The organism is Leifsonia sp. L25 (assembly GCF_050632895.1).
The window spans coordinates 2,314,899-2,326,973 of sequence record NZ_JBODRZ010000003.1 but is presented as its reverse complement, the minus strand read 5'-3'; the positions used below and the strand labels follow the sequence as shown (position 1 = coordinate 2,326,973).

Annotated in this window: 12 protein-coding genes and 1 pseudogene; 11 read left to right on the top strand and 2 right to left on the bottom strand. The window is 66.9% G+C overall.

Going from position 1 to position 12,075, the window contains the following annotated elements; all coding sequences use genetic code 11:
- Positions 1-42: 42 nt before the first annotated feature.
- The 4 genes from ACRAWC_RS15605 (at position 43) to ACRAWC_RS15590 (ending at position 4,383) form a co-directional block, all read left to right on the top strand.
- Positions 43-237 (top strand): hypothetical protein, encoded by a 195-nt coding sequence (locus ACRAWC_RS15605; RefSeq protein WP_121263603.1) that lies wholly within the window; start codon positions 43-45, stop codon positions 235-237.
- A 488-nt stretch (positions 238-725) separates the two neighbouring features.
- Positions 726-2,180, top strand: a complete 1,455-nt coding sequence (locus ACRAWC_RS15600; RefSeq protein ID WP_431348552.1) for a dihydrolipoyl dehydrogenase family protein — start codon at positions 726-728, stop codon at positions 2,178-2,180.
- Positions 2,177-2,935 carry a class I SAM-dependent methyltransferase gene (locus ACRAWC_RS15595; protein WP_431348551.1) on the top strand — a complete coding sequence of 253 codons (759 nt, stop codon included), beginning with the start codon at positions 2,177-2,179 and terminating at the stop codon, positions 2,933-2,935. The genes ACRAWC_RS15600 and ACRAWC_RS15595 overlap by 4 nt, the downstream gene beginning before the upstream one ends.
- A gap of 32 nt (positions 2,936-2,967) precedes the next feature.
- Complete coding sequence (locus tag ACRAWC_RS15590) at positions 2,968-4,383, top strand: class I adenylate-forming enzyme family protein (protein WP_431348550.1); 1,416 nt, start codon at positions 2,968-2,970, stop codon at positions 4,381-4,383.
- Between the two features lie 164 nt (positions 4,384-4,547).
- Here the strand turns inward: ACRAWC_RS15590 and ACRAWC_RS15585 are convergent.
- A pseudogene (locus tag ACRAWC_RS15585) lies at positions 4,548-5,708 on the bottom strand (APC family permease); the annotation flags it as partial.
- A gap of 312 nt (positions 5,709-6,020) precedes the next feature.
- Here ACRAWC_RS15585 and ACRAWC_RS15580 point away from each other — a divergent pair.
- Genes ACRAWC_RS15580 through ACRAWC_RS15560 form a run of 5 tightly spaced genes read left to right on the top strand, consistent with a single transcriptional unit; the run spans position 6,021 to position 8,612 of the window.
- Entirely contained in the window at positions 6,021-6,467 is a 447-nt protein-coding gene (locus ACRAWC_RS15580) for a hypothetical protein (RefSeq protein WP_431348549.1), read from the top strand.
- Positions 6,464-7,258: a Crp/Fnr family transcriptional regulator gene (locus tag ACRAWC_RS15575; RefSeq protein ID WP_431348548.1), complete on the top strand. Its 795-nt coding sequence runs from the start codon at positions 6,464-6,466 to the stop codon at positions 7,256-7,258. Before ACRAWC_RS15580 ends, ACRAWC_RS15575 begins: the two co-directional genes overlap by 4 nt.
- A 1-nt stretch (position 7,259) precedes the next feature.
- A complete protein-coding gene (locus ACRAWC_RS15570) occupies positions 7,260-7,592 on the top strand; it encodes a DUF427 domain-containing protein (protein WP_431348547.1) in 333 nt (110 codons plus the stop codon).
- Positions 7,585-8,118 (top strand): carboxymuconolactone decarboxylase family protein, encoded by a 534-nt coding sequence (locus ACRAWC_RS15565; protein WP_431348546.1) that lies wholly within the window; start codon positions 7,585-7,587, stop codon positions 8,116-8,118. Before ACRAWC_RS15570 ends, ACRAWC_RS15565 begins: the two co-directional genes overlap by 8 nt.
- A 47-nt stretch (positions 8,119-8,165) precedes the next feature.
- Entirely contained in the window at positions 8,166-8,612 is a 447-nt protein-coding gene (locus tag ACRAWC_RS15560) for a heavy metal-responsive transcriptional regulator (RefSeq protein WP_431348545.1), read from the top strand.
- Between the two features lie 430 nt (positions 8,613-9,042).
- On the opposite strand, the gene ACRAWC_RS15555 is transcribed toward ACRAWC_RS15560, so the two are convergent.
- On the bottom strand, positions 9,043-10,395 hold the full coding sequence (locus ACRAWC_RS15555) for a dihydrolipoyl dehydrogenase family protein (RefSeq protein ID WP_431348544.1): 1,353 nt from the start codon (positions 10,393-10,395) through the stop codon (positions 9,043-9,045).
- A 358-nt stretch (positions 10,396-10,753) separates the two neighbouring features.
- Between ACRAWC_RS15555 and ACRAWC_RS15550 the strand changes: the two genes are divergently transcribed.
- Together ACRAWC_RS15550 and ACRAWC_RS15545 are read left to right on the top strand one after the other, a co-directional pair.
- Positions 10,754-11,335 carry a permease gene (locus ACRAWC_RS15550; RefSeq protein ID WP_431348543.1) on the top strand — a complete coding sequence of 194 codons (582 nt, stop codon included), beginning with the start codon at positions 10,754-10,756 and terminating at the stop codon, positions 11,333-11,335.
- A gap of 20 nt (positions 11,336-11,355) precedes the next feature.
- Positions 11,356-12,018 carry a permease gene (locus ACRAWC_RS15545; protein WP_431348542.1) on the top strand — a complete coding sequence of 221 codons (663 nt, stop codon included), beginning with the start codon at positions 11,356-11,358 and terminating at the stop codon, positions 12,016-12,018.
- Positions 12,019-12,075 lie beyond the last annotated feature (57 nt).

Here is a 12,075-nt window from a genome sequence, read left to right as displayed (position 1 = left end):
TCACCGCTGGCGGCTGTTCTCGCCGTGGTTGGTTTCGCACTCGTGCTCACATGGTTGTTGCTCTTCGCCCGGATCGCCAAGACCACCGACGCTGCGCTCGCAGTCGCGGCCGACGTGGACGCCGTGCCCGCCGATGCCAGCGCCCTCCAGGACCGCTGGGAGTCCATCATTGTGCTGCGGGCTACTCAACGCGGCCTCGCGGTAGCACTGATGTGCGCGACCCAGGTCCAGGTATAAGCGAAGACTGAGTGCCTGGTTCCGTAAGCCCGGGGCCGTAATTCCTCGGCCAAACCTTTTTCACGCTAGCCTCCCGACAACATGCGGGCTGCCGGTGGCGGCGCCGCCCACGGCCACTCCCCGTCGCGGGCTTCCCGCGGATGTGGCGGTCAAACAACCCCGATCGTGAAAGTCGTCTTGAAACGGGAGGATCGTCTCGACGCGGACTGCGCCGGCTGCAACCTCGCTCTCCGGCACGACGATCTCTTACAGCCAGAGCAAGCCCGGGGACAACGAGACGTCTACCAGTCGGCCCTGGACGGCATAAATACAAAATCGCCGTCCGCTCGAACCGCCACGACAGCAGCTTTTGTGACAGTCACATCCGCCGCCGGACAACACAGCTCGTTGCCAATACTGACGAAATCACTTTCTGTGATCCGATTCACATCCGGCGGCCACCGACTCATGATTGAGTGCTTGGAGATGCTGCGGATCCGGGAGGCTCAATGCGCGACCACCATCTGTGCGAGCTGATCGTCATCGGCGGCGGCAGCGCCGGCTTGATCGCGGCGCGGACCGCGCGTTTGCTCGGAGCCCGAGTGATCCTGGTCGAGCGGGGGCGTCTGGGTGGCGAATGCCTGTGGACCGGATGCATTCCCTCCAAGAGCATGATCGCGTCGGCACGCATCGCAGCGCTCTCGGGAGCGGGCGCCCAGAGCGGCGCAGCGGCGCGCGCGGGTGTGTTCGAGGCCATCGCCCGCGCCGAGAGCCGTATCGCCCCGACGGACTCCGCGGACTCGCTGGCAGCGCTCGGCGTCTCGGTGATGTCCGGCGCAGCGCAGTTCATCGGCCCCAACGCCGTCATGGTCGGCGGTGAGGAGGTGCGGTTCCAGCGAGCGATCCTCGCAGTCGGTTCACATCCTGCGACGTTCTTCGTTCCGGGACTGCCGGAGGAGGATGCGCTGACCAGCGACACGCTCTGGGAGCTGCCGGAGCTTCCCTCGAGCATGCTGGTCATCGGCGGCGGTCCGATGGGCTGCGAGCTGGCCCAGGCGCTGGCCCGGCTGGGCGTGGACGTGACGCTGATCCAGCTTGGGAACGAGATCCTGCCGGGTGAGCATCCGAAGGCGCGCTCGCTCGTGCTGCGTGCGCTGGAGGCTGACGGGGTCAGGGTCGTCACCGGCCGCACCCTGGCGCGGGTGGAGCAGGGCGAGGCCGGCACCTCGTCCGCGGTCCTCGACGATGACACGTCAGTGCCGTTCGAGCGTGTGCTGTTCGCCGGCGGCCGTGTCCCGATCCTCGATGCCCTTGATCTCGGTGCGGCCGGGATCGGACAGGACGACGACGGGTGGGTCAGCACCGACCGCGCGTTGCGGACCGCGAATCCTGCGGTCTGGGCGGCGGGCGACGTTACGTCCACTTCGAAGCACACGCACACCGCGGGCGTGAGCGGCGCGATCGCTGCCCGGAACGCTCTTCTGGGCTCGAAGAAGCCCGGGCCAGCAACAGGCGAGCCTCGAGTGATCTTCACCGACCCGGAAGTCGCGTCGGTCGGCGAATCATCCGCCCTCGCCGGGGCCCCGGGGCGGCGGGTGATCACTGTGCAGCATCGGCACCTCGATCGAGCCATCACCGACGAGGACACGTCCGGATTCACCCAGCTCGTCGTCGATCGCCGCGGCCGGCTGCGTGGCGGGACGATCGTGGGCCCACGCGCCGGAGAGAGCATCGGCGAACTCGTCCTCGCGGTGTCGGCGCGTCTTACGGTCTCCGACATCGCCGCTACGACGCACCCCTACCCGACCTACAACGACGGAATCTGGAACGCCGCCATCCTCGAATCCCAGCGGCGCATCCGCGAGGGCGTGACGGGACGGGCCGCGCAACTGCTGCGCCGGGCCCGCGGCATCGGATTCCGGAGGTCGGAACGCCGGACAGCGAGCGCGGGAGACGTCCGATGAGCGTGGAGCCCGGCGATGACTGGGATGCGTACCTGGACTCCTTCCACGAGCAGCGGCCCGGAATCACGGAGGACGTCCTCGCTGCGAGCGTCGATGATACGGGGAGAACGGGATATGACTGGCTGGCGTCGCTGCTCCCCACCGACGGCCTCATCGTGGACCTCGCCTGCGGAAGCGCACCGCTATGGCGGCCGGAACTCCGGGGTCGTTATCACGGCATCGACGCCTCCCCGGCCGAGATCGCGAAAGCGCGCGCCCGCGGCGCCGAGACCGTCGACGTCGGGGATGCCCGCGCCCTCCCGTTCCCTGACGGCGCAGCACGAGCCGTGGTGTGCTCGATGGCGCTGATGATCCTCCCCGAGCTGGAAACGGTCCTGGACGAGGTCCGCCGGGTGCTCGCCCCCGATGGGGTCCTACTCGCCCTCCTCCCCACCCATCCGACACGCCCGGCCGATCTCCTCATCAGCGGAAAGCTGCTCAGCGCCGTCCACGGTGGCCTCGGCTACCGCAACGACCGACAGCTCCGGCACGCCGCGAGCCTTCTCCGCACCCACGGGTTGGAGCTCACGGAAGATCGGATCACGACCTACCGATTCGGGCTCGGTGACGGCGGCGCGGAATTGCTGGCCCGCTCGCTGTACTTGCGGAACGGGCACGAGGAGAATGCGGTCGCGTATTTGCGCCGGCTTGCTCGCAGCGCCCGAACTATGCCGATCCCGCTTCGACAGCTGGTCGCACAGCCGGCGGTCGCCTGATGCCGAGACCGAGCGCCGTTCCCGGGACTCTCGTGGCAAATCTCGCCTCCGCAGCGTCAGAGTTCCCGGACACCCCGCTCGTGAAAGACTCCCGCAGAACCCTGACGTACGCCCAGTTCGCGGAACGGGTCGAGGGCGCGGTCGACGAGCTCGCCGCCGCCGGAGCGCGCCCCGGCGACCGAGTGATGCTGTGCTCGGGCAACCGTGTGGAGTCGGCGATCCTCATCTGGGCGTGCGCCCGGGCCGGATTCATCTACGCAGGGCTGCCCACCAACCTGGACCCGCCGTCCTGGGAGGCACTGATCCAGAACGCTGAACCCGCGATCGTACTGGCCGATGACGAGCGTCGTGTGCGCATCCCGCACTCCGTTCCCCTGACCGACGTGCTCAGCGGCAGCACGCGAGAGTGGGACGACGACCGAGCACAACCCGACCCGGACGACATCTATGCGCTGGTCTACTCCTCCGGCACGACCGGTACCCCGAAAGGCGTCACGATCAGCCATCGCGCGACCATGACCGTGGCGGCTACTTACCGTGACCTGCTGAACTTGGGTGTCGGTGAAGTCACCCCCATCCATCTGCCGTTCTCCTACGTCTCCGGCCACATCTCGCAGTTGAACCCGATCATGCTCGCGGGCGGTACAGCCGTGATCCTGCCGGAGTTCCGTCCGCGGACCCTGATCGAAACCATCCGGCGCGAGAGAGCGACACTGCTCGATCTGGTCCCGAGTATGCTCGCGCAGCTATTGCGCGAAGACGGCTTCACCAGCAAGCGCCTCCCCTCATTGCGCAGCATCATCTACGGCGGCTCCTCGACGCCGCCCGGGCTGCTGGGCGCTCTGCGGGAAAGACTGCCTCAGGTGCGGTTGTTCGATGTGTACGGGATGAGCGAGACGGCGGGGATGATCAGCGTCCGCGAGACCACGACCACCACACCGGCCGGAGGAACGCTGATCCCGTCGCTGCACGCACGGGTCGGCGATGATGAGGAGCTTCTGGTCCAAGGCGGCGTCGTCACCGGCGGATACTGGGCGAATCCCGCCGCGACCAGCGACCGGCTGCACGCGGGATGGCTGCGCACCGGTGACCGTGCGTCGCTTCTGGAGGATGGGACCGTCGCCGTCCATGGGCGCGTCGCCGGCCTCATCAACCGAGGCGGCGTGAAGATCGCCCCGGCCACCGTCGAGGACGCCTTGCGCACCCACCCAGCTGTGACCGACGCCGCCGCCTACGGGGAACCCGACCAGGACGGCGGCGAGGCAGTTGCCGCCACGGTCGTGCTCGGCAGCCCCGCGACCACCGACGAGCTCCGAATCTGGGTTCGGGGGCTGCTGCCGGTGTTCGCGCGGCCAAGGCGCATCGATGTGGTGACGGAGATCCCACGTAACCCGACCGGGAAGGCGGACCTGGTGGAACTCCGGAAGCTCACTCGACCGGACGGGTAGCGCTGCTCGCGGTCATCCGTTCGGCTGTGGGCGGTACCGGGTCGTCTCCGAAGAGCTCCGCGGTCCGCAATCGGTCCCTCCTCAGCGTGGCAGCGATCACCCCGCCAGCAACCAGGGACAGGCCGGCGGCAATGGAGATACCACCGCGACTCGCCCGCGGGGAACGGGAACACCGTCGCCGCGATCACGTAGCCGACGAGGAGGACACCGACAGCGAGGACGACGACTCGAGCGGCGCGGCGCTGTCGGATCGAGAAGACGACCGCGGCGATCAGGCTCAGCAGGTAGGCGACCACGATCAGGTCCGCGCCGTAGGTCGCCAGGTCGTCGAAAGCGCCGAGCGGCGAGCGGGAATTCAACGCGAGCAACGGCACGATCGTCGCCACTGCCACAACCGCGATCGCGCGGGTCGGGGTGCGGAACCGTGGATGGGTGAATTCGACCCGGCCCGGCACGATCCCGGCACGGCCTCCCGCGAACAGCAGCCGCGCCGCACCGTTGGCTGCGGCCAACTGTGCCCCAAACCCGCTGATGATCGAGGCGACGATGACGGCCGCGCCCATCCCGGACCCGACGAAGCGGTCCGCGATCGCCGCCAACGGCACCCCGTGATCGGCGGCTGCTGCTAACGCGGACGCCGACGGATAGGCCACCGTCTCGACGTACGACATCACCGTGTAGATCGCTCCCGAGACCACCAGGGCGGTGACCATCGCAGCTGGAATCACCCGGCGCGGGGCACGCGACTCCTCCCCCAACGTCGCAGCGACTTCGAACCCCGCGAACCCGGTGAATGCGAAGATGACCCCCGGAGCGAGGACGCCGATCGGAACACCGACCGGATTGAAGGGCTGCAGCCCCAACGACGCCACTCGGGCCGGCTCGTGGACGAGCATCGCGACGGCGACAACACCGATCAGAACCACCGCGACCGCTTCTAGGACGAAGATCAGCACGGTCGAGACGCGGATGGAGTACCGCACCAGGAAGATCGTCGCCGCCCAGAGCAGCCCCGCCATCACCAACCAGAACGGTGTGCCGAGAAGCTGCGGGAAGAACAGGGTGACCAGCGCGTTCGCGTTCGACGCGAACACGGACGAGGCGAACGCCACGTAGGCCAGCAGGAGCAACCAGGCCGCGAAGACGCCATATCGTACGCCCAGTACCCGCCCGGTGAAGGTGTACACCGAGCCCGCTGAGGCGAACGCGCGGGTGAACACCACGAATGCGAACGCGACGAACAGCATCACCACCACGGCCGAACCGAACGACGCCGGGCCGCTGAGCCCTACGATGCCCGCCATCAAGGCGGGCAGGAAGCTCACTCCTCCGGCCGGCGCCTGGATTCCGACGGCCGAGCCGACCGTTCCCACGAACGCGATGCTGTCCCGGCGCAGGGAGCGCTTCTCCGCGCTCTTGGCGCCCGATTCCGATGAGATCACTCCCTGATCCTCCTCCTCCACCGCTCGCGCCTACTGTGATGACGCTCACCGAACTCCTGCCAAATCGAGGCTCGAATCCGATCGGATGCCGGTTCGTACCGACCGATTTTCCGGAACTGTGGTCTCGGTCACAGACCGGTGGGGCGAGATGCTTCTAGCGTCGCAGCATCGAATTCTCGAGAAAGGGGAATCGCAATGACTGCACACGCCTCCACAACCGGGTTCACCACAGCCGGGCTGGGCCGACGATTGCTCGCCGGCGCCGTCGGCGGGATCGCCGGCGGTGTGGTCTTCGGCATGATGATGTCGATGATGGGCATGCTCACCACCATCGCCGGGATGCTCCACTCCACCTCCCCGATCGTCGGCTTCGGAATCCACATCATGATCTCGATCTTCTACGGGCTGGTGTTCGCACTACTCGGCGGCCGATGGCTCACCTCGTGGGGCCGCGGGCTGACCGCCGGTGCGATCTACGGGGTTATCCTGTGGGTGTTCGGGCCGCTGATCATGATGCCGCTGATGCTCGGGGGCGCCGTGTTATCGTTCGGCGCAACCACGATGCTGTCCCTGATGGGGCACCTGATCTACGCCCTCATCCTGGCGGCCGTCGCCGTCCCGATCGCCCGGAGGCGAGCATGAGCGATATCGACCCCCGACTGGGCGGACTCGGCAAGTCGGCGCCGTGGTCGCCGCTCGGGCCGGCGTCGGCGCAGAACCACGCCGCCGACGCAGGCCCACGGGACCCCTTCTCCTGCCTGAGCGAGGTGGACCTCTTCGCCGACCTCAGTGCTGCAGAGATCGAAGCCATGGACCGCATGGCCCCCGCGGTGCCCTTCAGCCGCGGGCAGCTGCTGTACAGCCAGGCCCAGCCGATCCGATCGCTCTTCATTCTGAAGGCCGGCCGCGTCCGCATCTTCCGGGTGGCGGAGGACGGCAAGGCGCTCACCCTCGCGATCCTGGAACCCGGGGCGGTCTTCGGCGAGATGGCTCTGGTCGGCCAGCGGATGTACGACAGCTACGCCGAAGCGATCGATGACGCGCTCATCTGCCAGCTCTCGGTCACCGATGTCGAACGCTTCCTCCTCGCCGATCCGCGCATCGCCATCCGCGTCGCCCGGATCCTCGGCGAACGCGTCGGCGAGCTGGAGGACCGACTCACCGACCTGGCGTTGCGACCCCTGCAAGCCCGCGTCGCCGCAACCCTTCTTAATCTCACCCGCCCCCACCCCGGCGCCAGCGGACGCTTCCGCGGCACCCTCCAGGTCCGGCTCACCCACGAGCAACTAGCCAGCGTCATCGGCGCCACCCGGGAGGCCACCAGCCGAGTCCTCAGCGACTTCGCCGACCGGGACCTGATCCGGCAAGGACGAGGCCGCATCGTCATTACCGACCCCGCCCGGCTCCGGCAGCTCACCAGAGACGCGCTCTGAGATGAAGCGGCGAACGGCGACCGCGTATCTCGGGAACACCCTCATCGCCTCGACGACGCGCGGAGTACTCGTAGAGGGCAACCTGTACTTTCCAGAATCAGATGTGGATTCCGACCTCCTGACCCCCAGCGCCCTGACCACCGTGTGCCCGTGGAAAGGGATCGCCCGCTACCGTCACCTGCGCGTCAGCGGCGCCGAAGTGCGAAATGCAGCCTGGACCTACCCGCTTCCCACCCCCTTTGCCTGGTTCCTGCGACGAATGATCGCCTTCGAACCCGGCACAGGAGTCACCATCCAACCAACACCACTCTCGGAGTCCCCCACCCATGACTGACGTATTCCACCACCTCCCCGAACCCTCGCGCCCCATCGCAGAACAGTTGAAGAAAAGGTCCGGACGGTTGCTGAACATCCACGCGCAGATGGCGCGATCGCCGGTCGTCGTCGCCGCCTACGCCGCCATGACCTCCGCGATCCGCGAGCACGGGACCTTCGACGCCCGCACACGCGAGATCATCGCCCTGGCGGTGGGAAATCAGAACGGCTGCGACTACTGCCAAGCCGCGCACACCGCGTCGGCGCGCGCCGCCGGACTCAGCGACGAACAGATCCTCCAGATCCGCACCGGCGAGATCACTTTCGACGCACGCCTATCGGCCCTGGCCGAGGTCGCCCGACATGTTGCCGCAACTACAGGCTACGTCTCCGAGGCGGTCCGCGCTCACGCGCGGGAAGCGGGCTGGAGCGACACCGAATTGGAAGAACTGTTCGCGCACATCGCCGCGAACCTCTACACCAACTACTTCAACCACTACGCCGGCACCGAACTCGACTTCCCACCCGCCGCACCACTGGCCTGACAGCACCAGCTTCGGAGGAAAATGCAAAAGAGAGCGACAGAGCAACCATGCTGACCAGCGAAGTCCCGCTGACTGCGGGACAGGCAGCTGAACTGACCGGCACCACCCGCAAAGGGTTGAGGCTCTACGAACAACGAGGCCTTCTGAACAGCCCGGCACGCAACAGCGCCGGGTACCGCCTCTACAGCGAAGACGACGTCAGCACCCTCCGCTTCATCCGCCAGGCCCAAACACTCGGGCTGACACTGGAGGAGATCAACCAGATACTGTCCCTGCACCGCGACGGCACCGAACCCTGCGCCAGCGTCCGTGACTTCCTCGCCGAACATCTGCGCCACATCGAGGAGCAGATCACGCATCTGACTCGCATGCGCGAAGCCATTCGCGCGGCCAGCCGCGCAGACGAAGCATCCGCCTCCAACAGTGCCACCCTCGCTGCGTTCTGCTCGGTTATCGAAGGAGCGCCCATCGCATCGCCTTCAGTGACGACCTAAGATCGGCGCCCGCTATCGTTCACGCGGCGTCGAGAATCCCCATTACGGCCTCTCGCTCGAAAGGAGACCACGAGCACTAGGCCGAGAACGCCTCCCGAAGCCGCCCCGGCTATCGCCTCCACCAGGACCGCGACACCGAGGAGCGCCGGCCCTCGCAGGGTTCCGGTGCATGCGAGAACGACGAGGGCGACGAGAGCGATCGCGGCCCCACCCGCCGAAGCGGCGACCGCAGCGGTGAGCTTCACCGGCCGGCCCGCCCAGACCCTGTCAAGGACCGGCCATGCAGCCGCGGCGACAACCGGGGCGAAGTGATAGGTCGTGGTCAGGTTCACCCGCGCCAAAGCCACCCAGATCGCCGCGACGACCACCGCTGCCGCCGGACCGGCCCACCACCGGAACCGTGTCGCCGGTTGGTCGTTGCCCCGACCGGTCACAGCAGGGAGCCGAGGTCGGAGCCGACGCTGGGGTACGCGGCAGTCATCGACTTCACCTGCCGGGTGCTGAGCCCGGTCTTCATCGCCAAAGCGATCGTGTTGACGAGCTCGGCGTATTCGGGGCCGAACAGATGCGCGCCAACGATCCGGTCGGTGGCGCGATCGATGAGGATCTTGGCCGCAGCGGCGGGCTCTCCGATCCGGTAGTTCGAGAACCAGGCGCTCGTGTCGCTGTATCTCACGTCCACGTCGATCCCCTGTGCGCGGACTTCGTCTTCCAGGAGCCCGACCGCCGCGAGCTCGGGAACGGTGAAGACCGCTGTGGGGATGCCGGTGTAGTCCGGAACGACCGCCGCGTCCTTGAGCATGTTGGAGGCGGCGACCTTGCCCTCGATCGCGGCCACCGGGGTCAGCGGCTGCCCCTGAGTGTGTGCGGCGTCCCCGGCCGCGTACACGCGCGGGTTTGAGACGCTCTGCAAGTGCGGGTGCACGCTCACCCCGTGCTCATCATGCGCGATCCCAGCGGCGTCCAGGTTCAGCCGATCCAGGTCCGGGACCCGTCCAGCGCCGTGAACGACCAGCTCGACTTCCAACGTCTCCGACTCCCCCAAGCGCGTCGTCTGCACCCGGATACGCGCCCCGGCTGGCTCAATGCCGGCGATTTCCGTTTCGAGTCGGATGTCGATGCCGAGCTCCCGGCTGCGCTGCACGAGCAGCGCCACCAGGTCCGGGTCGAAGCGGCGCAGCGGCCGCGCACTGCGGTGGACAATGGTGACCTCACTGCCGGCGCGGGCCGCGATGTGCGCGAACTCGAAGGAGATGAAGCCGCCGCCGACGAACAGGATCCGCTTCGGCAGCGCATCTAGCTCCAGGAATGCGGTGCTGTCGATCACATGCGCTGCGCCGGGGAACTCCAGCGTGCGAGGACGCGCTCCGGTGCCGATCAGGAAATGTGACGCGGTGTGCTCGACACCGTCAACACTCAGCCGGCCCGGGCCGGTGAACACGGCGAGCCCGTGCAGGGCGGTCACGCCGGACGCCACGAGCCCCTTCTCGATCCGCTGCGACATCGGCTCGGTGAACCCCCGTTTGTGCGCCATCACCGCCGGCCAGTCAATGGTCAGGCTTCCCGGCACGATGCCCTTGCCCTCCAGGAGGCGGGCGGCGTCGATCACCTCCGCGCCACGGCGGAGGATCTTCTTCGGGTCGCAGCCGCGGAGAGCGCAGGTGCCACCGAAGGGCAAGTCATCGACGACCGCGACACGCCAGCCGGCCTTTGCGCATTTGGTCGCGGCGGCAGCACTCGCGGTACCGGAGCCGATGGCGATCAGGTCGAAGTCGGAGCTCATGTGGACGTTTCCTTCTCTATCAGCCGTCCTCGCATTCGCGGGGCAGAATGGGCCAGGATCACGCGCCACCTTACGCACACCGCCGCGGTTCGTCTGTGCGTTCGATCACCCTGTGCGTCTTGACCTGGCCCCAGGGACCCTCTCCTAACGTGGAATGCTTCAAACTACCCCGACACATTCAAGTGAAAGAAGGCGTACTCATGTTCGACAACGGCTCGGACTTCGAGGACTCGCGGATCCCCAGTTGCGGAACCGGCCCCATCGGGCGCATCCGCTTCGTCGCCGCTGAACTCCGCCGCCTTATCCACACTGCTCGCCACAACAAGCGAGCGCATTGGACCACCATCTGGAGAAGCCGATGACGATCCTGACCACAATTACCAATGGATTGTCGACCGCGTTCTTCATGCTCTGGGGAACTCTCTGGGCGCTGATCTTCGGGTTCACGCTCTCCGGGGCGGTCCAAGCCTTCGTCTCTCGCGGGCAGATGCAGAAGTTCCTCGGGGACCACCGGCCTAAGACCGTCGCCCGCGCAGGGCTCTTCGGGATTATCTCCTCCAGCTGCTCTTACGCCGCTGCGGCGCTCGCGAAGTCGCTGTTTCAGAAAGGCGCCGACTTCGTCACGGCGATGGTCTTTATGCTCGCCGCCACCAATCTGGTTGTCGAGCTGGGACTGGTGCTCTGGACACTGATCGGGTGGCAGTTCGCGTTGGCCGAATTCGTCGGCGGCGTAATCATGATCATTCTGTTCACTCTTCTGGCGCCGCGGGTCTTCCCCACCAGGCAACTGGCGGCGGCGAGGAGGCGTTGGCGCAGAATGCTGAGTCCGAGCGACCAGATGACGTCCCGGGCGCGAGCACCACGCAGCCGTCGGTCTGGCAGCGGATGCGGAGCCGCTCGGGCTGGGCGGACGCCGCGGGATACGCCCTCTCAGACCTGAAGATGCTCCGACGCGAGCTGGTGATCGGCTACTTGGTCGCCGGGGTTCTCGCGGTCGCCGTTCCCGCATCGATATGGCACGTCGCCTTCTTCTCCGGGCACGGGTTCTGGAGCGATCTGGAGAACGTGCTGATCGGTCCCTTCATCGCGTTCATCAGTTTCGTCTGCTCGATCGGGAACGTGCCGTTGGCGGCCGCGCTCTACGCCAACGGGCTCAGCTTCGGCGGGACCATCGCGTTCACCTTTGCCGACCTCATCGCCCTTCCGCTGGTGTTGATCTACATCAAGCTCTACGGGCGACGCATCGCCTGGAAGCTCTTCGCACTGTTCTGGGGGGTGATGAGCGCGGCAGGATTGCTCACCGACCTGCTGTTTCGCCTGTTCCAAGTCCCCCTGCCCGCGCCGTCGCACACCATCGTCAGTACGGCCTTCCACTGGAACTACACCACCTGGCTGAACATCGCCGCGCTCGCTCTCGCAACCGTTCTCTATTGGCTATACCGCAACCGGGAACGATTCAGCACCCACCAGCGGCTGGCCACAGACTACGTCTGCGGTATGCAGGTGGAAATCGCCCACGCCCCCGCGACCCATCAGCACCGCGGTGAGAAGTTCTACTTCTGCTCCGACCGATGCGAGCACCGCTTCGCCGAAAATCCGTCCGCCTACGCGGGTCGTTCCTAGAGCGCTAACCGGGCTGCGTTTCGTGCAACCGAGATCACAGTGCGATACGCCTGCCCC

Excerpts from the sequence above, each read along its gene's own strand:
- ACRAWC_RS15600 (WP_431348552.1), top strand. The coding sequence starts at position 726 with ATGCGCGACCACCATCTGTGCGAGCTGATCGTCATCGGCGGCGGCAGC.
- ACRAWC_RS15595 (WP_431348551.1), top strand. The coding sequence starts at position 2,177 with ATGAGCGTGGAGCCCGGCGATGACTGGGATGCGTACCTGGACTCCTTC.
- ACRAWC_RS15580 (WP_431348549.1), top strand. The coding sequence starts at position 6,021 with ATGACTGCACACGCCTCCACAACCGGGTTCACCACAGCCGGGCTGGGC.
- ACRAWC_RS15575 (WP_431348548.1), top strand. The coding sequence starts at position 6,464 with ATGAGCGATATCGACCCCCGACTGGGCGGACTCGGCAAGTCGGCGCCG.
- ACRAWC_RS15570 (WP_431348547.1), top strand. The coding sequence starts at position 7,260 with ATGAAGCGGCGAACGGCGACCGCGTATCTCGGGAACACCCTCATCGCC.
- ACRAWC_RS15565 (WP_431348546.1), top strand. The coding sequence starts at position 7,585 with ATGACTGACGTATTCCACCACCTCCCCGAACCCTCGCGCCCCATCGCA.
- ACRAWC_RS15560 (WP_431348545.1), top strand. The coding sequence starts at position 8,166 with ATGCTGACCAGCGAAGTCCCGCTGACTGCGGGACAGGCAGCTGAACTG.
- ACRAWC_RS15555 (WP_431348544.1), bottom strand. The coding sequence starts at position 10,395 with ATGAGCTCCGACTTCGACCTGATCGCCATCGGCTCCGGTACCGCGAGT.
- ACRAWC_RS15550 (WP_431348543.1), top strand. The coding sequence starts at position 10,754 with ATGACGATCCTGACCACAATTACCAATGGATTGTCGACCGCGTTCTTC.